Genomic DNA, 21,007 nt, shown 5'->3' with positions numbered 1-21,007 from the left:
TATGAAATAAAATTTGAAGAGATATTATCTGATAATGGAGCTGAATTTGGAATTAAAACCAGCAAGGTAAAAAATCAGCATCCTTTCGAAAGAATGCTGATGGAGCTCGGGATCGTACACAGATACACCAGACCTTACCGCCCACAGACAAACGGCAAGGTGGAGAGGTTTTGGAGAACTCTGGAAGAGGATTTATTGCGAGATACTGATTTTGATTCTCAAGAAGAGTTAAAAGAGGAATTGCTGCAATATTTATATTATTACAATCATGAAAGACCGCATCAGGGAATTGATGGAAAAAAGCCAATCGAAATGATAAATCCGTTACCGAAATAAGTAACTTTTACAATTCTGAGGAACGAAGAATGACAAACTTGTGTTTATCAATCTTTGTAGAGTTTCTTGCGGAGATTTCTCCTTTCGTCGAAATGACAAGATTGTGGTTATTTGCAAATTTGAAAAGAAAAAATCTGCCTAATCTGCTAAATCTGCGAGAGATAAAATTACTAATCTTTACAGAGTTACTTGTAGAGATTTGCTTCGCCTATTTGCTATCGCTCGAGTCCCGTCCCTCGAAATGACAAGATTGGGTAAATACTTTACGCTTTAGCGACTTTGCAAGATTATTTCATTACAGTTTGAAGAAAAAACTTCGTGCCTTAGCGCCTTTGTGGCAAAATCAATAAATAAGAAAACTTTAATAAAATCAACCATACGCCATTCCTGTAAAATCATTAATTTTGAAATTCGAAGTTCAAAAACGAAATAATTATGAAATATCATCAAATAAACAGCGCTCTTTTTGTAAAAAACCGCAGAAAGTTCATGGCTGAAATGAAACCTAACTCTGTAGCAGTATTCAACTCAAATGACATTTACCCAGTTAGTGCCGACAGTACTTTGCCGTTTGCACAACACAGAGATATTTTTTACCTGAGCGGTGTAGATCAGGAAGAAAGCGTTTTGCTTTTGTTTCCAGATGCGCCTTATGAGCATCAGAGAGAAATGCTTTTCTTGAGAGAAACTAACGAGCATATTGCTGTCTGGGAAGGCGAAAAATTGACAAAAGAACGTGCTTTTCAGGTTTCTGGAATTAGAACGGTTTACTGGTTGCAGGATTTTCATAAAATTTTGAACGAAATGATGACCTACGCCGATACAATGTACATCAATACCAATGAACATTATCGTGCTACAGTTGAAACTGAAACTCGCGAAGCTCGTTTTGTAAAATGGTGGAAAGAGCGTTATCCAGCGCACAATGTTGCAAAAAGCAACCCAATTTTACAAAGATTGCGTTCTGTGAAAGAAAGCGAAGAAATCGATTTGATTCAACACGCTTGTGATATTACAGAAAAAGGTTTCCGCAGATTATTAGGATTCGTAAAACCAAATGTTACAGAATATGAAATTGAAGCCGAATTGGCTCACGAATTCATTCGTAACCGTTCTAAAGGTTTTGCTTACACCCCAATTATCGCTTCTGGAAACAATGCAAATGTTTTACACTATATTGAAAACAATCAGCAATGTAAAGACGGAGATTTGATTTTGTTGGACGTTGCTGCAGAATATGCCAATTATTCAAGCGATATGACGAGAACAATTCCAGTTTCTGGACGTTTTACAGATCGTCAGAAAGCAGTTTATAATGCTGTTTTGAGAGTAAAAAACGAAGCTACAAAAATGCTTACGCCTGGAACGCTTTGGAAACAATATCATGTTGAAGTGGGTAAAATCATGACTTCTGAATTACTTGGTTTAGGCTTAATTGACAAAGCCGATGTTCAGAACGAAAATCCAGAATGGCCAGCTTACAAGAAATATTTCATGCACGGAACTTCTCACCATTTGGGACTTGACACGCACGATTACGGATTGCTTCATGAACCAATGAAAGCGAATATGGTTTTCACGGTTGAACCAGGAATTTACATTCCAGCAGAAAAATTCGGAATCCGTTTAGAAGATAACGTTGTTGTTCAGGAAAAAGGAGAACCATTCAACTTAATGAGAAATATTCCTATTGAAGTTGACGAGATTGAAAGTCTGATGAATTCATAAATAAAAAAAGCCCTTAATAAATTTATTAAGGGCTTTTTAATTTTATAAACGTTTATTATCCGATTTTTGAAATCTGAAGATCCAATTGGAATTTTCCGTCAGCTTCATTTCCATTAATTAGATCAAAAAGCTCTAAAGCTCTTCTTGCGTTTTTCTCTTCTTCTCTTTGCTCAGCTACATACCACATCATAAAATCTTCTGTAGCATAATCATTTTCAGCTCTACATTTTGCTATCACTTTATTGATTGCCTGAGTAACTGCGATTTCGTTTTGCAAAGCAATTTCAAATACTTCTCTAAAAGAAGCAAATTCCTGCTGCACTTCTGGAACAGATGGCGTAATGGCAATCCCTCCCATATCTGTAATATATTTGAAAATTTTCAGAAAGTGTTCTCTTTCTTCTTCGGCTTGTTTGTACAAATACGATGCTGTATTGGCAAAACCGTTTCTATCCAACCATGCAGCCATAGCTAGATATTTGTTAGAAGCGTCACTTTCTATTTTTGCCTGTAAATTCAATATATTTTCTACACCTTCAACTAATGAAGTACGTGTTCTTAGTAAATCTTTCATAACCTTAAATTTTTATACGTGTAAATTTACAAAAATTAAAGGAGGCAATTGTAACTGCTTGAAAATTTGGATTTAATCTAAGTAAGAATCTAAATAAGTTCAACATTTGCTACGCTACAAAGCATAGAATGTAATGTGAGAGTAAATTTAGTTCCGTTTAACAAATCTCTTAACTGCACTATTTCGCAAATGGTAAGATTTCTGGAAAAGTTTCTTTTGGTAGTTTCAATAAGCTGAGCATCCGACTGATCAGATAAGTCATAAAGCATATTAAGAATGTCAACACTATTGACCTTTCTTTGAAAAATCAAAAAATCATGGATTTTATAACTTGACACGGTATCAATAAAATTGATAATTATACTATTGGTCAAATCACATTGATAACTATATCCTTTTTCGGTTTTAAATAATACTTTGGTGGTCAAATCACTAACTAATGCCATTCTGATAAATATAATAACGATGCAAAAATATAGAATTTCAAGCAATTAAACACATAATTAAGACTAATTTAAAATAACAAAATTAATTTATGTTTTTAAAAACCACCTTACTACATTAAAAAATGTAACATTCTAGAGCATCATTCGACTAATTTCAAAAACAAATCACTTAGAAATTATGCAAGCACACGAAATAGATTATCAGATTTTTGGAGAAGAAATGCAATATGTGGAAATAGAATTAGATCCGCAGGAAATTGTAATTGCCGAGGCCGGCAGCTTTATGATGATGGAAAACAATATCCAAATGGAAACTATATTTGGAGACGGCTCCCAACAGCAAGGTTCAGGTTTGTTTGGCAAACTTTTAAGTGCTGGCAAAAGAGTTCTTACTGGCGAAAGTTTGTTTATGACAGCATTTTTAAATCAAGGCCATACTAAAAGTAAAGTATCATTTGCATCTCCATATCCTGGAAAAATTCTTCCAATTGATTTAACTGAATTTCAAGGTAAATTTATTTGCCAAAAAAGCTCTTTTCTATGCGCTGCAAAAGGCGTTTCTGTAGGAATTGAATTTTCGCAGAAATTAGGCCGCGGTCTTTTTGGCGGTGAGGGTTTTATCATGCAAAAAATAGAAGGCGACGGTATGGCATTTGTTCATTCTGGAGGAACAATGGCCAAAAAAGAACTGGCTCACGGCGAAGTTCTAAAAGTAGATACAGGATGCATTATTGGTTTTACCAAAGATGTAGATTATGATATTGAATTTATTGGCGGAATCAAGAATTCTATTTTTGGTGGCGAAGGATTATTCTATGCTACTTTAAAAGGTCCAGGAACAGTTTACATTCAGTCGTTGCCTTTCTCAAGATTGGCTGACCGAATTATTGCTTCGGCTCCTAGATCTGGCGGAAACAGTCGTGACGAAGGAAGTCTTCTTGGCGGACTTGGAAATCTTTTGGATGGTGATAACCGATTTTAATTAGATGGCTTTCAGAAATGGAAGCTATTTTTTTATTAGTTAACAAACAGTACTTTATCATAAATAAATTTATTGCTGGTTTAAAGATTTCCCAATTAAATCAAGACATTTCGGTATTTTGTTTTGGCTTTCTTAACTTTGTGCTTCACAATAAAAAAACTTCATTTTGAAAACGCTTTTATATAAAAATACTACGATTTCCTACTCAGATTCAGGAAAAGGAAATGCAATTGTTTTACTGCACGGCTTTTTGGAGAACAAAAAAATGTGGAAAGAATATGTTGACTTTTTCTCAGAAAAATATCGTGTCATAACAATCGATTTATTAGGTCATGGCGAATCTGAACCGCTAGGTTATGTTCACGAAATGGAAGATAATGCCAATGTGGTAAATGAAGTTTTAAAAAACATAAAAATCGAAAAAGCTACAATTGTTGGACATTCAATGGGTGGTTATGTTGCTTTGGCTTTCGCCGAATTGTATCCAGATAAAATCCAGAAATTGGTGCTATTAAATTCAACTTCTAAAGAAGATAGCGAAGAGAGAAAACTAAATAGAACTCGAGCAATAAAAGCCGTAAAACAAAATTATGCAAGTTTTGTAAGCTTAGCAATTGCAAATTTATTTAGCGAAAATAACAGAACACGATTGGCCGAAGAAATTGAAAAAGTAAAAATAGAAGCTTTAAAAACACCTTTACAAGGAATTATAGCTTCTCAGGAAGGTATGAAAATCAGAAAAGACAGAGAATGGATTTTAAAAGAGAATCGTTTCCCAGTTTTATTGATTTTAGGAAAAAAAGATCCTGTTTTAAATTACGAAGAGAATCTTTCTCAAATTGAAGATACAACTGCAGAATTAGTCTCTTTTGAAGATGGACACATGAGTCAAATAGAAAACAAAGAAGAGCTGAAAATTGCTTTGTCACATTTCTTCGAATAGAAGACTAAACATTACAGTCGAAAAAGGCCATTTCTAACCAAGGGTTGAAACAGCCTTTTTCTCATTCTTGGGGGCAAAATATCTTTATAACTTTGAAGTAATATCTTTTTTGTATTTAGATAAAGTCGCTCTTGTTAAACCAAAATTTACTTTAGTGCATTTTTTTTAAATCTAGTTATTAAAAACAGAATCCATTCTTCGTAGCAATAGTCCCATTTTGCTTAGATCTTTAGAAAGCAACGCAATACAATTATCATCTTGACTTTTGCTTGCTACAACAATTCCGTCATTATTCTAAATCATAACTTGTTTAACATTGCCGTTGTTAACATCTTCAGACATTTCAAGACACATCTTTAAAATCATTCCGATCATTGCTGCAACATTTCCGTCATATTGTAAATTAACAGACTCATTTAAGATGCCATCAATATTAAAACTAAGTCCAGACTCAGCTCCGGTCTCTTCTACTAGTGTTTGTAAATCAACCATATTCTTATATGTCATGTTTTGGAAGCGTCAAAGATATTTTAATATTAGAAATTGTTCGATAAACACTTGTTAAAAAAAGGCACATTATCACCTATTGGAGCACTTTTATTTATCATGTAATTAATCCTATTTATTTGCAAAAAATATGCAAAAAAAATTAACATAAAAAGTTAATAATATCAAAAACATAACATTTTGTTCCACAAATTTCAATTCTAAAATTAAGATTTGCAGATTATTACGTTTGACAAAAGTTTTTATATAGATTTGCAAAAAAAATACTAAAAATGAAAACTGTTGACGAATTACGCTTTGACTTAAATGTAAAACTGGAGAAATTTAGAAAGTTTCGTATTGAAAACGGATACATTAATATTAGAACCTCTCAAGAAAAACCTAAAAGAGGTTTCTTCAAAAAAATATTTGGTTAAAAACAATTGGAACATCTGAATTTACAAAATAGGCTTATTAAAAGTTGGACTATTTTTATTGATTTATCGAATCCAATTTGTTTAGCTACAGATAAAAATATTTATAACCAACTAATTCATATGGAATTAACTGATATATGAGACAAATATCTTTGTATTATTAAATCTTTTCTTCAAATGGGACATTACTATCAAAAATCTCTGCTAGCAAATTAGCAATTTCTTCTAAGTACGAATTCAATATCTGTGAAGTAATCAAAACATTTAAATCTTTTTCTTCTTTAAATCCAAACGGCAAAAATCCAGATTTTAAATTTTTGAATGAAATAATTCCGACTTCTATTGGAAGCTCTCCCGCCTCTTTCTCATACATGAAAGCATAAGCTAAAACCTGAATGATTTTATCATTTTTAAGCTCTTGTGTCAATCCTTCCCAAGTTTTGAGAACTACATTAGACTTTTCTACTTTTCCTGTCTTATAATCGATAATTCTAATTTTTCCGTCTCGGCGTTCAATACGATCGACATTACCTTTAATCAAAACAGGAAACGGCAGTTTTGGATGAACAAATTGACGCTCAAAAGTCTGCTCTAAAGCAATAATCTGAATCGCTTCATTATTTTTAACTGACTCTAATTCCATTTTCAGGAAATTGGAAACATTTCGTTTTGCCACTTCAAAAGCCAAGAGGTTTCTTCCTTTTTTGATTTCGCCTTCTTTGTAAACCAATTTAAATTGCTTAAGGACTTCATCATCCAATAATTTGAAACAATTGAGAAGGTTATTCTCAGAAATAAATTTCCCTATAAATGGTTCATAAAGCGCTTTCAATGTTTCATGAATAATCGTTCCTAAAGTATTCAAAGCTATATTTTCTTCAACCTCTTCTACTTCGCGAATTCTTAATATTTTTTGAAAATAAAACTCAATCGGATTTCTGATATAACTGGTAAATGCTGATGGCGAAAAACCATTAACAGCAATTTCCTTCAACCTCTCCATTACCAATTCAGATTTAGGTACAGAAATCGGTTCGTAAGCTGTATTTGGCAAATCTGGATTATAGATATCAAAAGTGATATTATGCTTTGATTTTTTTTCAACTTCCAATTGCGTAATAAAGCGGCTTCTTTCACCAGCGTCTAATCCGTCGTTTTCTGTATTATAAATCAAATAAATATTTTTTGCCCTTTGCAACAAATGATAGAAGTGATAGGTATAAATCGCGTCTTTTTCTTTGAATGTTGGAAGCCCTAACTCTCTTTTGACATCATATGGAATAAATGAATTTTGAGATTTTCCAGCAGGAAATTTTCCTTCATTCATAGAAGTTATGATTACGGTCTCGAAATCTAAGACACGGCTCTCTAAAACTCCCATAATCTGCAGGCCACGTAACGGTTCTCCTTCAAAAGACACTTCTGCCAGATCTATAATTTGTTTGTAAATAGAATGAAGAGTATCTATATTATCAATATGATGGTGTTTCGAATAATAATTTATAAGTTTATTAATCACTTTAAAAACACCGTAAACAAATGCTTTTGCAATTTTTTCTTCTTCATTATCATTACTAAAATGATCTTTAATTGCAATTAATAAAGCTGAAATATTCTTTAGAACAGCTACAGAACCATTTTCCCATTTTTCAAACAACAGATTAAAGAAAATTGATGGTTCAGGATGAAGCTCTAAAATTTTATGATGAGTTATAAAAGTATAGTTATTCTCTTTAATAATTCTTACCAACCTTTGTGCATTAGCATACGGTTCAACCAAAGGATGGGTTAAAATATCGAGCACATCTTTGTAATAAAAAACATAGCTCCCGCCTTTTCGAGAAAGCGCATTGGTATGCATTTTAAATAATTTAGCGACAAAAATCTGGGATGGATTATTCTTTCCTGAATATCCCATTGTAATATTCAATGCTCCAACAGATGCTGGAAGAGAATACAAAACGGGAACTAATAAATTTTCTTCACCAAGCACAACTGCAACTTTATCTAAAGAAGCATCAGGATTTTGATCGATTAAATTCTCAATAATGCTACCCGCTAATTTTGCTTGGCCAATTGTTTTTGGAGTTCCTATAATCTGAATGTTTTTTGACTGCGAAAAATCATCCACAATCCATTCAAAAACATTTGACTTATAATGTTTCCAGCTTTCTTTAAATCGTCTTAAAAAGAGGCCAGCATCATGGTATGGATCATTTAGAAAAGCTTGATCTGCATCCCAATAAATTTTTGCTTGGTCTAATGCTAATAAATGCTGTACGATCTTTTCTTCGGCAGCATTCAACGCATTGAATCCCGCAAAAATAAAAGTCCGATTTCCAATAGTATTAGAAAAATGATTGAGATTATTTACAGCTTCTCTATAAATCAAACCTTGGTATCCAATTGATTTAAACAGTAAATGGTTATATAATGATTCGTAATAAACGGGAAGCAATTTCCAGAAATCAATATAATTTTCTAAAAGTTTTGTTTTTTGATCAACTTCAAGCCCCCATCTCTTTATATCTTCAATATCTTTTAGATAAGACAATACATGCGAAGGATCTAAAAGATATCTGTCAATTTCATTAAAGTCTTGCAAAAGCGTTTTGGCCCAATTTGCAAATAACTCAAAAGACTGCTGATTCTTTTTTTCTGTAATAGACAAATAAACCTCATAAAATTCAAACAAAAGCTCAATCGAATCTACAGAACGAATTGACGCAACATCCTGAACAAAATCTTCTATACTAGTAATCTGCGGTGCAATTATAGTCTTAGAAGTTTCATTTTTAAGCGCTTCAATCAAGAAAACCTTTGCTCTTTTATTTGGAAGAACTATTGTTATCTCAGAAAGTTTCCCAACATAATCCTGAATTACAACAGATGCAATTTTTTGAAGAAAAGAATCATTTATCATAGTATAAAAATAAAAAAAGCCATTCAATTAAGAATGGCTTTTCATGTTTATTTAGAAACTAAAATTATAGTTTACCTTGGTATTTAGAACCAACGTGTCTAATTTCAGTTCTTCTGTTTTGTGCTTTACCTGCAGCAGTTTTGTTACTTGCAACTGGTTGGCTAGAACCAAATCCTTTAGACTCTAAGTTTTCTGGATTAACACCTCTTTGGATTAAAGCGTCCATTACAGCTTTAGCTCTGTCCTCAGAAAGTTTTTGGTTAACTTTAGCAGAACCTGTACTATCCGTGTGTCCTTCGATAGAGAATTTCGCGTTTGGATAGTTTTTAAGGATTTCTTTAATAGCATCTAATCTAGCTTGAGTTTCTTTATCCCCAGTTTTGAAAGTAGCTTTTCCTGAGTTGAAGTATACCGCTCTAGCTTGAACTTTAAGATCTTCTAACGCCTCAGAAGTTACTTCTGGACATCCTCTGTTACTAGCAGGACCTGCAACTGTAGGACAGTCATCGTCTTTATCAGCAACACCATCTTTATCAGCATCTAAGAATGGGCAACCACCATTTTCTTTAGGACCAGCAACTGTAGGACATTTATCGTCTTTATCAGCGATTCCGTCACCGTCAGTATCAGGACAACCTTTTAAAGCAGCTAAACCAGCAACATCTGGACAAGCGTCATCTTTATCAGCGATTCCGTCACCGTCCGTGTCAGGACATCCGTTTAATGCAGCTAAACCAAATACATCTGGACAAGCGTCAGAAGCATCAACGATTCCGTCACCGTCAGTATCAGGACATCCGTTGAATTGTTTTAAACCTGCAACATCTGGACAAGCATCATCTTTGTCATAGATTCCGTCTCCGTCAGTATCTTTACCTCCGAATTTGAAAACTAAACCTGCTGTGTGTTGGAAAACAGATCTGTCATAAGCTTTATCTTCATTAGCAGCAACAGCCCATTTGTACTTTGTCGCTAATTCTAAACCAATAGCATCTGTAAACCAGAATGTAATTCCAGCACCTGGATTAACAGTTCCAAAACTATTATCTCCGAAGAAAGTATATCCTCCACCAACAGATAACGAAGGATCAATTACTTTAGATTTGATTAATTCTTGGAAACTGTATTTGATAGTTGCATCAATTCCATAGTACATTAAGTCACCAGGATTAGTTACAATGTTACCTCTACCATCATGCCCAGGAGCAGTTGGAGCAAAAGTAACAAGCTTATCAATTTTGTTTACAGATCCTTGTAAACCAACAGAAAAACCGCTACCAACATATCTATTTACACCAATGTAAGATAGAGAAGGAAGAATATTCCAGTTGTCTTTTACAGCGAATGGCTGAGAGAAGTGTTGATCAAAAAATCCACTTCCTGAACCTGAACTTGTTCTAGTATCCACAGCATTAACCCCGAAAGAGATCGCCCATGGATTGTTACTGTCTTGCGCGTGAGAACTTAAACCCATCGCCATCAATACAGCAACTAAAAGTTTGTTAAGATGTTTCATACTTAATTTTTTTAATTACAATTTAGTTAATTACAAGCAAAAGTAACACCAAATTTTTTAAATACAAAATGAAATGTTAAAAAAAACCTACAAAAATTTAACCAAAGTGGTAATTATATAACTTTTAACATTTTACCGACAACTGTGAAGGCATTTATAGCTTTATCCAAGTGTTCTTTTTCATGCGCTGCAGACAATTGAACACGTATTCTCGCCTTATCTTTTGGAACAACAGGAAAGAAAAATCCAATAACGTAAATTCCTTGTTTCAAAAGTTCGTTTGCCATTGTTTGAGATAATTTTGCATCATATAACATAACAGGAACAATTGCAGAATCTCCATCAATAATATCGAAACCTGCCTTTTTCATTCCCTCTTTAAAATAATTAGTATTCCATTCTAGTTTGTCACGAAGTGCTGTATCTTTCTCTAATAATTCAAACACTTTAATTGAAGCTCCAACAATTGCAGGTGCCAATGAATTTGAAAACAAGTAAGGTCTAGATCTCTGACGCAATAATTCTATAATTTCTTTTTTGGCAGTAGTATAACCTCCCATAGCTCCTCCTAAAGCTTTTCCAAGAGTCCCTGTAATAATATCAACTCTTCCCATTACTCCTTTTGCTTCAAGCGTTCCTTTTCCTGTCGCCCCTATAAAGCCAGCGGCATGACATTCGTCAACCATTACCATAGCGTCATATTTATCAGCTAAGTCGCAAATTTTATCCAATGGCGCCACTAATCCATCCATAGAAAAAACCCCGTCAGTTACAATTAGCTTGAAACGTGCTCCTGCTTCATTTGCTTTGATTAGCTGCTGCTCTAAATCATCCATATTATTATTTTCATAACGATAACGAGCCGCTTTACACAAGCGAACCCCGTCAATAATGGAAGCGTGATTTAAACTGTCTGAAATAATGGCATCGCCCTCTCCCAATAAAGGCTCAAACACTCCTCCATTAGCATCAAAAGCAGCCGCATATAATATAGTATCTTCTGTACCATAAAAGTCAGAGATCTTTTTTTCTAATGTTTTATGAATATCCTGTGTTCCGCAAATGAAACGCACAGAAGACATTCCGAAACCGTGGGTATCCATTGCATCTTTTGCCGCTTGCACTACTTCTGGATGAGAAGAAAGTCCTAAATAATTATTTGCACAAAAATTCAATACTGTTTCTCCAGTCGAAATTGTGATCTCAGCACCTTGTGGAGAAATAATAATTCTCTCCTTTTTGAAAATTCCATTTTCCTCAATTGTCTGCAATTCTTTTTGCAAATGCTCTTTTATTTTACCGTACATTTTTATTTATTTAAAACGTTAAAAATTAACAACTTAACCAAAATAAAGCTTCGTTTTTTCTTTAACATCTGATTAATTTTTTCACAAATTTACTACCTCAATTTCTGCTCCAATATATACTAGAGCTTTTTTTAACACTGTGTATCCTAAATCTTCAATTGCGTCTTGATATTCCTTTATTTGCTGCTGATATTTAGCATTGGACGCCCCAGTTTTATAATCCAGCAAATAAGCCTCTTTGTTTTCCAAAAATACAATTCGATCAGGCTTTAAAATCCTTCCTTCTTTCTGAACAATTGTTTGCTCATTTAGTACAGTATGACTTCCATCAAAACATACATTTAGTTCTGGATGATTTACAATTTCGTTCAAGGTCTGCAGCACCTGATCAACTTGGTCATAAGTTATCAAACCATTTTCTAGGGATTTTGTAACTGCTAAATCAATATCCGATTTATCTTTAACAAAAGCCAAAATCTCATGCACAATGTTTCCGTAGGAAATCGCCTCTTGTTGATGTGTCCCCCACATTAGGGCTTCCCGTTGGGCAATTTTGATATTTTTTGGATTTAAAACATCTCTCACAATCGGAATGGATTTAACCGTATCAACCGTTGAAGAGGTTTTTGACAACCTTACTTTATTTCCAAATTCGTAACTCATTTTTTCTTCATCATAAACTCCTGCATGAATCAAAAATTTAATAAAAAAAGAAGCCATATTATTGGGATATTCACCATCACTTTTAGCTTTTAGCGATTGCGAAATCACATACAATTGTTCTTCTGCACGAGTTAAAGCAACATAGAGCACATTTATATTATCCAAAAGCTCTTCTTGCTTTTTTAAATTAAAAACTGCCGAAGCACTTTCTCCAAAACTTTCAACCGCACTGCTATTATCAACCAATGCTTTTGGAACTCCTAAATCTATTTCCTCTGTATCAAGCCACAATTTATCTTTTGGTTTTCGATTATAATCTTCATCTGCAAAAGGCATGATTACAACCGGAAATTCTAATCCTTTTGATTTATGGATGGTCATAATTCGAACTGCATTATTCCCCTCCGGTGATGGAATGCTAAACTTATGCGAATTTTTATCCCAGAAAACTAAAAAGTCCGCTACTCCTGCTTGGTTTCTAATATCTCTTTCCAAAACAATATCCAGAAAAAACTGCACATAAGCATTTCCTTCTGATGGAAGAATAAATTTAGAAATGATAATTTCTACCGCTTCATACAATGATTTTTTTCGAACGTCTTCAAAAGAAAAAGAAACATCAAATGTTAAAAGCCATTCTTCGAATTCTTTTTCAAATCTATAACTCATTCCCATCGCAATAAAATCATGAATAGGCATAAGCAAATCTTTGGTTGAAGCCAAAAAATGCAGAAAGTTAGCTTTTGATTCTAAATCCGAACTATTATTTAAATATCTAAGAAGATGAATTATCAAACGAACTTCTGAAGCATTCTGAATCATCAAAGTTTCTGAAGACAAAAGAGGAACTCCCTGTTCTGTCAAATAGTTAGCAATTGCAATTCCTTGATCTCTTTTTCTGGTCAGAATTACAATATCTTTATATTCAAAACCTTGCTTAACTACTTCTTTGATTGTATTTAAAGTGGCTAAAACATACAAATCCGATTTTTCCACAACATCTTCTTCATCAGCAAAATCATTTTTATCAATGATCGGAAGAAATGAAATGTTTACATAACCGCCTTTTTTCGAATTGGTATTTTGAAAACTATGATTTTCATATAGATTTTTATAATCTTCATTTGAAAATTCGCTAGAAATCAATTTAAAAAAAGCATTATTAAATTCAATGACCTCACTATAGCTTCTATAATTTGTATCCAAGTGCTTAACTTGTTTTTCATGATGAAAAAAAGCAACATCTTCTTTACTCAACTCAATAAACTGCTCTGCTTTTCCTCCGCGCCAGCGATAAATAGATTGTTTCGGATCTCCAACAATCATAAGAGTCCCTTTATTTCCTAAATCATCCAAACCAGAAAGTGAATTATCTATCAGTGGAATTAAATTCTGCCATTGCATTTCTGATGTATCTTGAAATTCATCAATAAAGAAATTGCGGTAACGCTCACCCAAACGCTCGTAAATAAAAGGCGCGGGCTGATTCTGAATTTCACGATGAATAATCGCATTGAATTCTGAAATCGACAAGATATTTTGTTCTGACTGAATTTTTGCAAGTTCATTACTTACAGTATTCAGTAAAGAAAGTGGGGTAATATTTTTTAGAAAGGCTTTATAAAAATCTCTTTTTTCGAAATTCTGATAAACTTCTTTCAATATTTGAAGTAATTCAGGAATAATATTTTCAATTAATGCTCGGTCTTTTGCCGTTTTGTTAATGGCAATATCATCAAACTCATGAAAAGTTTTATTTTTCGGATTAAACTTTCCTTCCTTAATACTTTGCAAATGGTTTGGAAAAGTTCCTCTTGAAAATGATTTCGGATCAATTCCGTTTTTATCAATCAATTCAATCGCTTTAATAGCAAGACCTTCATTAATTTCTTCCAACCCTTTGCAAAGCCCTTGCATTTTCTTTTTAATCTCAACAAACTCCCCGATTGTTTTGTTTTGAAAATGCAGAATCTCATTTCGATTATTTTCGTTTAAAACCAATCTTCCCGTGTCGAGAATTTCACGCGAGATATCCCAGCTTTTGTCATCATCGGTTTTTTCCATTGTAAAATCGATGAGCAATTTGGTCAAGGTTTCGTCTTCACCCGCTTGCGCAATAATGGCATCAACAGCTTCAACCAATAAATTTTCTGTATCCAAAGTGACTTCAAAAGTCATCGGAAGATTCAGGTCGTGCGCAAAAGCACGAATAACTTTATGGGTAAATTTATCAATGGTAGAAATATCAAAAGCAGCATAATTGTGAATCAAGTGCTTAATGATTTGCTGCGATTTGGTTTTAATCTTAATGATTGAAAGACCAGTATCACGCGACAAATCTTCCATTAGATCGGCCGCTTTTGGAGACGGATCATCTTTTGCGAATTCAGATAGATTTCCAACAATACGGCTTTTCATTTCATGAACCGCTTTGTTGGTAAAAGTAATGGCTAAGATATTTCTATATGCATCGTTTTTTGGAGAAGAAAGAATAATTTTCAAATATTCTTTTACCAAAGTGTATGTCTTTCCTGATCCCGCAGAAGCATCATAAATGGAAAAAGACGGACTTTGCATAGTTTTATTTTTTTGTATTGTAAAAATAATACAAAATATTCAACCCTCAATAATGAAAAATTCCAAATTCCAATATCTTTTTGTTGCGAATACTATAAATATTGGGATTTGGAATTTTGAAATTTTGGAATTTTTAAATTTATTAGTGTTTTGGAAAAGCTCTTCTATTGAAAACCAAAAGTATTCCTACACCTGTAGAAATTGCAATATCGGCCACGTTAAAAATAGCATTAAAGAAGGCAAAATGTTTTCCGCCAAATATTGGAAGCCATTCCGGAAGATTCCCTTCCCAGATAGGAAAATAGAACATATCTACAACTAATCCATGAAACCAAGTTCCGTATGGAGCTGGAGAAAAAATTGTCGCAAGATTATGGGTACTGTCATCAAAAATAACTCCGTAAAAAACAGAATCGATAATATTTCCTGCCGCTCCCGCGAAGATTAATGCAATAGCAACTATTAAATAAGTAGAATGACGTTTTTTTATCGAATCAGAAAGCCACCAGCCAATTCCGAAAACAGCAAAAATCCTGAATACAGTTAGAATTAACTTTCCGTACTCACCTGGTATTTTTGTTCCCCAAGCCATTCCTTCATTTTCAATAAAATGAATTCTAAACCAGTCGGCAATCACAACCTCTTCGCCAAGAACGAAATTTGTTTTGACATAAATTTTAGAAAGCTGATCAACAATTAAAACTAGGAATATAAGGAAATACGCTTTTCGTAATGACATTTTATGATTTTTTGATGGGCAAAAATAACAATTAAATCAAAAAAAACGCTCCTAATGGAGCGTTAATTCTTTCGCAACAAACTAAACAAGTTTATATGCTAATCTAAACCTGATAAAGTTTACTTTTTCACAGTAGCTTTTGCTGGCGTTTTTGGACTGTCGGAGAAAAAATCTGAAATGGATTTGAAGATTCCTTTGCTTTCTTTTCCGGCAGCCAACTTCTTAGCTTCACCCTTTTTTACATCTGCTTTAAATTTAACACGGAGTTTTTCAAATTCTTTCATTCTGCGCTCTACATCAGAGTTTACTTCTTTGAATTTCAATACTTTAGCCATAATGTAAGTTTTTCGTAGTAAATAATTTAAATTATTACTGATTTGGTATTACAATGATACATAATTTAATTTATATTTGTTAATAAAAATTAACACTTGTTTATCAAAACATGCAATTAATTTTATAAATCAAATACCAAATGAACTGAATTTAACATCCTTCCCAAAATCCTACAAAATCATGAATGAAATCACAACTACTCTAAACGACTTTCTTGTCAACACCAAATCTACTGCAGCATTAATTTTAAACGGAAAAGGAAAACTTATCACTTCCTTAAATCTTGATTACGGCGATAGCATTGCCGCAATGAGCGCTGCCATTTTATCTATGAGCGAAAAGTTTTTAATAGATTTAGAAAAAGGCTCTTTAAAACAATTATATCTAAAAAGTGCTGAAGGTGTTATTGTTGGAAATAAAATAAGCGGCTCTAACTTTATTGTAGCCTTTTCTAAAGAAGGAAGCAATTTAGCTCTATTGATGCGCTCTACAGAAGAAGTTTCTGCAGAATTAAGCAAAAATTCCCTATTGAAATAACCATAAATTCTATTAACAAATTAACCCTAATTAACTATGAACAATGATTTTTTAAACGTATTTTTAAGCGAAATGAAAAGCAACGTAAACGGCTTTATCGCTGTAGCTGTAACAGAAATTGAATCTGGATTAAGCTTTGGAAATTTAACAATCGACCCTAGTTTTGATCCGGAACTTGCAGCAGCTTATAACCTTGAAGTTGTAAAAGCAAAACTGAATGCAGTAAAAGCCTTAGGCTTAAACCAAGATATTGAAGACATTTTGATTACATTATCTAATCAAATTCATATTATCGATATTTCTCCGAACAAAAAATTCATGATCTATCTTGCAGCTGATGCTTCAAAAGCAAATTTAGGTATGACTAGAGCTATTTTAAGAAAGCATAAAGCTGATGTTGAAAAAAATCTGGCATAACAATTTTACTTTAAAAAAAAACGCCTCTAACCAAGGCGTTTTTTTGGATCCATTTCTAAAAAATCTTAAGTAGTTTTACCTATTTCATTCTTACAAAAAAAGGGTTTTTAAAATTTAATTTATTTTGATTAATTATAAATAATTTCTTTCAATAGATAATCCTTTTAGCAAAATAGAGGTTTAACAAACATTAAACAATACAAAAAAAACGCTCCTAAAAAGGAGCGTTTTTTTCTATTTAAAGATATATTTCTTAAAATTTATCTCTGCAAGTTTTTAGCTTCGATACTCATTGTTGCATGAGGAACGATTTTAAGCCTTTCTTTGCTAATTAATTTACCTGTTACTTTGCAAATACCGTAAGTTTTATTTTCTACACGGAATAAAGCATTTTTTAAGTCACGAATGAATTTCTCTTGTCTGATAGCCAACTGAGAGTTCGCCTCTTTTGACATGGTCTCACTTCCTTCTTCAAAAGCTTTAAAAGTTGGAGAAGTATCGTCAGTTCCGTTATTCAAATCGTTCATATAGGCACTTTTGATCAAGTCAAGATCTTCTTGTGCTTTTTTAATTTTTGCTTGGATTATTTCTTTGAACTCTGCTAAATCTGCGTCTGAGTATCTAATAATTTCATCTATCATTTTCTACTATTTTGAAATTAATATAATGGTTCTAATGTCATCAAACTCAATTTCTGTGCCGTTTTCTAACGTGTCAGCAAAAACCAGTTCGTCTGTTAATGTTTCAGACTTAATATAGTCTTCATTTTTTGAAACCGCATTTTCTAAAATGCCATCTCGTTTTATTTGAACTTTAATCTTATCCGTAACCTCAAATCCTGAATCTTTACGGATGTTTTGTATTCTATTAACTAATTCTCTAGCGATACCTTCATTTTTTAATTCTTCGGTAAGTGTAATGTCAAGCGCGACTGTTATTCCGTTTGAATTAGCAACTAACCATCCTTCGATATCTTGTGATGTAATTTCTACATCTTCTAATGATAAAGTTACACTATTTCCTGCAATAACAATATCTAGCGTTCCCTGCTTGTCCAATTGGTTGATCTGTTCTGCCGAAAAACCTTGTATCTTCTTAGAAATCAAGCCCATGTCTTTCCCAAAACGTGGTCCAAGAGCTTTAAAATTAGGCTTAATTTGTTTTACTAAAATACCAGAAGCATCGTCTAAAAGTTCGATTTCTTTCACGTTTACCTCAGCTTTTACAAGGTCAGAAATCGCTTCGATTTCAGCACGCTGATTGTCGTCAAGCACTGGAATCATTACCTTTTGCAGAGGTTGACGAACTTTGATCATCTCTTTTTTACGCAGTGATAAAACCAAAGATGAGATCGTTTGCGCCTTCTGCATTTTGCTTTCCAACGTTTTATTAACAAAGTTTTCGACAAATTTTGGGAATTCAGCCAAGTGAACACTAGCAAAATCCTCGGTTCCCGTAGATGCTGTCAAATCTCTATACAATTTATCCATAAAAAATGGAGCAACCGGAGCGCTCAATTTACTGATTGTAAGCAAGCAAGTATAAAGCGTTTGGTAAGCTGCAATTTTATCTTTTGCATATTCCCCTTTCCAGAAACGACGACGGCATAAACGAACGTACCAGTTACTTAAGTTTTCCTGAACGAAGTCAGAAATTGCTCTTGTCGCTTTTGTTGGCTCATAATCTTCGTAGCATTCGTCAACAAATTTGATTAACGAATGCAATTCAGAAATAATCCACTGGTCGATTTCTGGTCTTTCGTTTAACGGAATTTCAGCTTCAGCATATTTAAATCCGTCGATGTTAGCATATAACGAAAAGAAAGAATAAGTGTTGTATAAAGTTCCGAAGAATTTACGTTTAACCTCAGCAATTCCCTCAAGGTCAAACTTCAAGTTATCCCACGGATTTGCATTCATAATCATATACCAGCGTGTAGCATCTGGACCGTTTTCTGCAATGGTTTTAAACGGGTCTATAGTATTTCCTTTACTCTTAGACATTTTAATTCCATTTTTATCCAAAACAAGACCGTTTGAAACTACGTTTTTGTATGCAATTTTATCAAAAACCAAAGTTCCGATAGCGTGTAAGGTATAAAACCATCCACGAGTTTGATCTACTCCTTCAGCAATGAAATTCGCTGGAAAATCTTTGTTCCCGTCAATTTTATCTTTGTTTTCAAAAGGATAGTGCCATTGCGCATAAGGCATTGCTCCAGAATCGAACCAAACGTCGATTAAATCACTTTCGCGCTTCATTGGTTTTCCAGAAGCAGAAACCAAAGTGATAGCATCAACAACATTTTTATGCAAATCGATTAAATCATAATTTGATTCAGACATATTTCCGATTTCAAATCCTTTAAACGGATTTTCTTTTTGGAAGCCTGCTTCAATCGATTTTTCGATTGCATTGTACAATTCTTCAACAGAACCGATAATAACTTCTTCTGTTTTATCTTCTGTTCTCCAGATTGGCAAAGGAATACCCCAATATCTAGAACGAGATAAGTTCCAATCGTTGGCATTTTTAAGCCAATTTCCAAAACGTCCTTCACCAGTAGATTTAGGTTTCCAATTGATAGTTTCGTTCAGGTCGAACATTCTATCTTTTACGTCGGTTACTTTAATAAACCACGAATCTAACGGATAGTATAATAACGGCTCGTCTGTTCTCCAGCTATGCGGATAACTGTGCACGTATTTTTCAACTTTAAAAGCTTTGTTTTCTTCCTTAAGACGAATAGCGATTTCAACATCTACAGATTTCTCTGGAGCTTGTCCTGCATCGTAATATTCGTTTTTAACATATTTACCAGCTAAATCACCTACATGAGAAGTGAATTTTCCTTGTAAGTCAACCAAAGGCACTGCGGTTCCGTTTTCGTCTAAAACTAACATTGGCGGAACTTCTGGTTTTGCTTCTTTTGCTACTTTAGCATCATCTGCACCAAAAGTCGGCGCTGTATGCACGATTCCTGTCCCGTCTTCTGTTGTAACGAAATCTCCAGAAATTACTCTAAACGCATTTTCAGCATTTTGGTACGGCAATACGTAAGGCAATAATTGTTCGTAACGGATTTCTACTAAATCTGCTCCTTTTGCTTCTGTTAAGATTTTGTATGGAAGTTTTTTGTCGCCGTTTTTTACATTGTCAAAATCAGCGTCATCTTCACTTACGAAATATCCTTTTCCGAATTGTTTTCCAACTAAGTTCTTAGCCAAAATCACATTGATTGGCTCAAAAGTATATTGATTGAAAGTTTTTACTAAAACATAATCGATTTTTGGACCAACTGTCAAAGCTGTATTTGACGGAAGCGTCCAAGGAGTTGTCGTCCAAGCTAAAATGTGGATATCTCCAAATCCTTGTAAAAAGCTCGGAAGCGTTTCTGGCAAAGTTTTGAATTGCGCTACAATCGTAGTATCCGTAACATCTCTATAAGCTCCTGGCTGATTTACTTCGTGAGAAGACAATCCTGTCCCTGCTTTTGGAGAATATGGCTGAATCGTATATCCTTTGTACAACAAACCTTTATCGTAGATTTGTTTCAAAAGCCACCAAACAGACTCCATGTATTTTGGTTTATAAGTCACATACGGATCTTCCATATCAACCCAATACCCCATTTTTTCGGTCAAATCATTCCATACGTCAGTATAACGCATAACGGTTTTTTTACACGCTTCGTTATATTCTTCGATCGAAATTGTTTTACCAATATCTTCTTTTGTAATTCCTAATTCTTTTTCGGTACCTAATTCAACAGGCAGACCGTGAGTATCCCATCCAGCTTTTCTTTTTACCTGAAAACCTTTCTGAGTTTTATATCTGCAAAAAATATCTTTAATCGCTCGTGCCATTACGTGGTGAATACCAGGTAATCCGTTTGCTGAAGGCGGACCTTCAAAAAATACGAAAGGTTCAGCACCTTCTCGAGTGGTTACACTCTTTTCAAATATATTTTCTTTCTTCCAAAAATCAAGAACTTCAGACGCTACAGTTGGTAAGTCAAGTCCTTTGTATTCAGTAAATTTTGTACTCATTTTATCATTTT

General features: G+C 33.6%; 18 protein-coding genes. 7 read left to right on the top strand and 11 right to left on the bottom strand.

Translation table 11 applies throughout. The features are described 5' to 3' along the window. Together BLP44_RS04485 and BLP44_RS04480 are read left to right on the top strand one after the other, a co-directional pair. A partial coding sequence (locus BLP44_RS04485) for an integrase core domain-containing protein (protein WP_139159168.1) occupies nucleotides 1–336 on the top strand: 336 nt, incomplete at its 5' end. A gap of 435 nt (nucleotides 337–771) precedes the next feature. Continuing rightward, complete coding sequence (locus BLP44_RS04480; RefSeq protein WP_008465270.1) at nucleotides 772–2,064, top strand: aminopeptidase P family protein; 1,293 nt, start codon at nucleotides 772–774, stop codon at nucleotides 2,062–2,064. A 55-nt stretch (nucleotides 2,065–2,119) separates the two neighbouring features. Here BLP44_RS04480 and BLP44_RS04475 read toward each other — a convergent pair whose 3' ends face one another. Together BLP44_RS04475 and BLP44_RS04470 are read right to left on the bottom strand one after the other, a co-directional pair. Then, nucleotides 2,120–2,638, bottom strand: a complete 519-nt coding sequence (locus tag BLP44_RS04475) for a ferritin (protein ID WP_008465272.1) — start codon at nucleotides 2,636–2,638, stop codon at nucleotides 2,120–2,122. An 89-nt stretch (nucleotides 2,639–2,727) separates the two neighbouring features. Then, nucleotides 2,728–3,084 (bottom strand): hypothetical protein, encoded by a 357-nt coding sequence (locus tag BLP44_RS04470; protein ID WP_091129743.1) that lies wholly within the window; start codon nucleotides 3,082–3,084, stop codon nucleotides 2,728–2,730. 178 nt (nucleotides 3,085–3,262) lie between these two features. Here BLP44_RS04470 and BLP44_RS04465 point away from each other — a divergent pair, with 178 nt between their 5' ends. Then, nucleotides 3,263–4,066 carry a TIGR00266 family protein gene (locus tag BLP44_RS04465; protein WP_008465276.1) on the top strand — a complete coding sequence of 268 codons (804 nt, stop codon included), beginning with the start codon at nucleotides 3,263–3,265 and terminating at the stop codon, nucleotides 4,064–4,066. Nucleotides 4,067–4,232: 166 nt separating this feature from the next. After that, nucleotides 4,233–5,009, top strand: coding sequence for an alpha/beta fold hydrolase (locus BLP44_RS04460; protein ID WP_091129740.1), 777 nt, complete (start codon nucleotides 4,233–4,235; stop codon nucleotides 5,007–5,009). Nucleotides 5,010–5,303: 294 nt separating this feature from the next. Here BLP44_RS04460 and BLP44_RS23110 read toward each other — a convergent pair whose 3' ends face one another. Continuing rightward, a complete protein-coding gene (locus BLP44_RS23110) occupies nucleotides 5,304–5,516 on the bottom strand; it encodes a hypothetical protein (RefSeq protein ID WP_244511664.1) in 213 nt (70 codons plus the stop codon). 272 nt (nucleotides 5,517–5,788) lie between these two features. On the opposite strand from BLP44_RS23110, the gene BLP44_RS22915 reads away from it, so the two are divergent. Beyond that, on the top strand, nucleotides 5,789–5,932 hold the full coding sequence (locus tag BLP44_RS22915) for a hypothetical protein (RefSeq protein ID WP_170830211.1): 144 nt from the start codon (nucleotides 5,789–5,791) through the stop codon (nucleotides 5,930–5,932). A 160-nt stretch (nucleotides 5,933–6,092) separates the two neighbouring features. Here the strand turns inward: BLP44_RS22915 and BLP44_RS04450 are convergent, their stop codons facing one another. The 6 genes from BLP44_RS04450 to BLP44_RS04425 all read right to left on the bottom strand — a co-directional run bounded on the left by BLP44_RS04450 (nucleotide 6,093) and on the right by BLP44_RS04425 (nucleotide 15,992). Then, nucleotides 6,093–8,855 (bottom strand): PD-(D/E)XK nuclease family protein, encoded by a 2,763-nt coding sequence (locus tag BLP44_RS04450; protein ID WP_091129736.1) that lies wholly within the window; start codon nucleotides 8,853–8,855, stop codon nucleotides 6,093–6,095. Nucleotides 8,856–8,919: 64 nt separating this feature from the next. Beyond that, nucleotides 8,920–10,371 (bottom strand): OmpA family protein, encoded by a 1,452-nt coding sequence (locus tag BLP44_RS04445; RefSeq protein ID WP_091129732.1) that lies wholly within the window; start codon nucleotides 10,369–10,371, stop codon nucleotides 8,920–8,922. Nucleotides 10,372–10,484: 113 nt separating this feature from the next. After that, nucleotides 10,485–11,678: a glycine C-acetyltransferase gene (kbl, locus tag BLP44_RS04440; RefSeq protein ID WP_091129729.1), complete on the bottom strand. Its 1,194-nt coding sequence runs from the start codon at nucleotides 11,676–11,678 to the stop codon at nucleotides 10,485–10,487. Nucleotides 11,679–11,759: 81 nt separating this feature from the next. Beyond that, complete coding sequence (locus BLP44_RS04435; protein WP_091129725.1) at nucleotides 11,760–14,918, bottom strand: UvrD-helicase domain-containing protein; 3,159 nt, start codon at nucleotides 14,916–14,918, stop codon at nucleotides 11,760–11,762. 142 nt (nucleotides 14,919–15,060) lie between these two features. After that, nucleotides 15,061–15,657: a lipoprotein signal peptidase gene (locus BLP44_RS04430; protein WP_008465291.1), complete on the bottom strand. Its 597-nt coding sequence runs from the start codon at nucleotides 15,655–15,657 to the stop codon at nucleotides 15,061–15,063. Between the two features lie 119 nt (nucleotides 15,658–15,776). Further along, nucleotides 15,777–15,992, bottom strand: a complete 216-nt coding sequence (locus BLP44_RS04425) for a hypothetical protein (RefSeq protein ID WP_066033367.1) — start codon at nucleotides 15,990–15,992, stop codon at nucleotides 15,777–15,779. A gap of 181 nt (nucleotides 15,993–16,173) precedes the next feature. Here BLP44_RS04425 and BLP44_RS04420 point away from each other — a divergent pair, with 181 nt between their 5' ends. After that, nucleotides 16,174–16,530 (top strand): roadblock/LC7 domain-containing protein, encoded by a 357-nt coding sequence (locus BLP44_RS04420; RefSeq protein WP_008465295.1) that lies wholly within the window; start codon nucleotides 16,174–16,176, stop codon nucleotides 16,528–16,530. 36 nt (nucleotides 16,531–16,566) lie between these two features. Beyond that, nucleotides 16,567–16,947, top strand: a complete 381-nt coding sequence (locus BLP44_RS04415; protein WP_008465296.1) for a hypothetical protein — start codon at nucleotides 16,567–16,569, stop codon at nucleotides 16,945–16,947. A gap of 260 nt (nucleotides 16,948–17,207) precedes the next feature. Here BLP44_RS04415 and BLP44_RS04410 read toward each other — a convergent pair whose 3' ends face one another. Further along, nucleotides 17,208–17,588 (bottom strand): TraR/DksA family transcriptional regulator, encoded by a 381-nt coding sequence (locus BLP44_RS04410; RefSeq protein WP_008465297.1) that lies wholly within the window; start codon nucleotides 17,586–17,588, stop codon nucleotides 17,208–17,210. 6 nt (nucleotides 17,589–17,594) lie between these two features. Then, nucleotides 17,595–20,996 (bottom strand): isoleucine--tRNA ligase, encoded by a 3,402-nt coding sequence (ileS, locus tag BLP44_RS04405; protein WP_091129723.1) that lies wholly within the window; start codon nucleotides 20,994–20,996, stop codon nucleotides 17,595–17,597. Nucleotides 20,997–21,007 lie beyond the last annotated feature (11 nt).

The sequence above is a fragment of the Flavobacterium anhuiense genome (assembly GCF_900101855.1).
Taxonomy (GTDB): domain Bacteria; phylum Bacteroidota; class Bacteroidia; order Flavobacteriales; family Flavobacteriaceae; genus Flavobacterium; species Flavobacterium anhuiense.
This window is presented reverse-complemented; position numbering and strand designations above follow the sequence as displayed.

Excerpts from the sequence above, each read along its gene's own strand:
- BLP44_RS04480 (WP_008465270.1), top strand. The coding sequence starts at position 772 with ATGAAATATCATCAAATAAACAGCGCTCTTTTTGTAAAAAACCGCAGA.
- BLP44_RS04475 (WP_008465272.1), bottom strand. The coding sequence starts at position 2,638 with ATGAAAGATTTACTAAGAACACGTACTTCATTAGTTGAAGGTGTAGAA.
- BLP44_RS04470 (WP_091129743.1), bottom strand. The coding sequence starts at position 3,084 with ATGGCATTAGTTAGTGATTTGACCACCAAAGTATTATTTAAAACCGAA.
- BLP44_RS04465 (WP_008465276.1), top strand. The coding sequence starts at position 3,263 with ATGCAAGCACACGAAATAGATTATCAGATTTTTGGAGAAGAAATGCAA.
- BLP44_RS23110 (WP_244511664.1), bottom strand. The coding sequence starts at position 5,516 with ATGACATATAAGAATATGGTTGATTTACAAACACTAGTAGAAGAGACC.
- BLP44_RS22915 (WP_170830211.1), top strand. The coding sequence starts at position 5,789 with ATGAAAACTGTTGACGAATTACGCTTTGACTTAAATGTAAAACTGGAG.
- BLP44_RS04450 (WP_091129736.1), bottom strand. The coding sequence starts at position 8,855 with ATGATAAATGATTCTTTTCTTCAAAAAATTGCATCTGTTGTAATTCAG.
- BLP44_RS04445 (WP_091129732.1), bottom strand. The coding sequence starts at position 10,371 with ATGAAACATCTTAACAAACTTTTAGTTGCTGTATTGATGGCGATGGGT.
- kbl (WP_091129729.1), bottom strand. The coding sequence starts at position 11,678 with ATGTACGGTAAAATAAAAGAGCATTTGCAAAAAGAATTGCAGACAATT.
- BLP44_RS04435 (WP_091129725.1), bottom strand. The coding sequence starts at position 14,918 with ATGCAAAGTCCGTCTTTTTCCATTTATGATGCTTCTGCGGGATCAGGA.
- BLP44_RS04430 (WP_008465291.1), bottom strand. The coding sequence starts at position 15,657 with ATGTCATTACGAAAAGCGTATTTCCTTATATTCCTAGTTTTAATTGTT.
- BLP44_RS04425 (WP_066033367.1), bottom strand. The coding sequence starts at position 15,992 with ATGGCTAAAGTATTGAAATTCAAAGAAGTAAACTCTGATGTAGAGCGC.
- BLP44_RS04420 (WP_008465295.1), top strand. The coding sequence starts at position 16,174 with ATGAATGAAATCACAACTACTCTAAACGACTTTCTTGTCAACACCAAA.
- BLP44_RS04415 (WP_008465296.1), top strand. The coding sequence starts at position 16,567 with ATGAACAATGATTTTTTAAACGTATTTTTAAGCGAAATGAAAAGCAAC.
- BLP44_RS04410 (WP_008465297.1), bottom strand. The coding sequence starts at position 17,588 with ATGATAGATGAAATTATTAGATACTCAGACGCAGATTTAGCAGAGTTC.
- ileS (WP_091129723.1), bottom strand. The coding sequence starts at position 20,996 with ATGAGTACAAAATTTACTGAATACAAAGGACTTGACTTACCAACTGTA.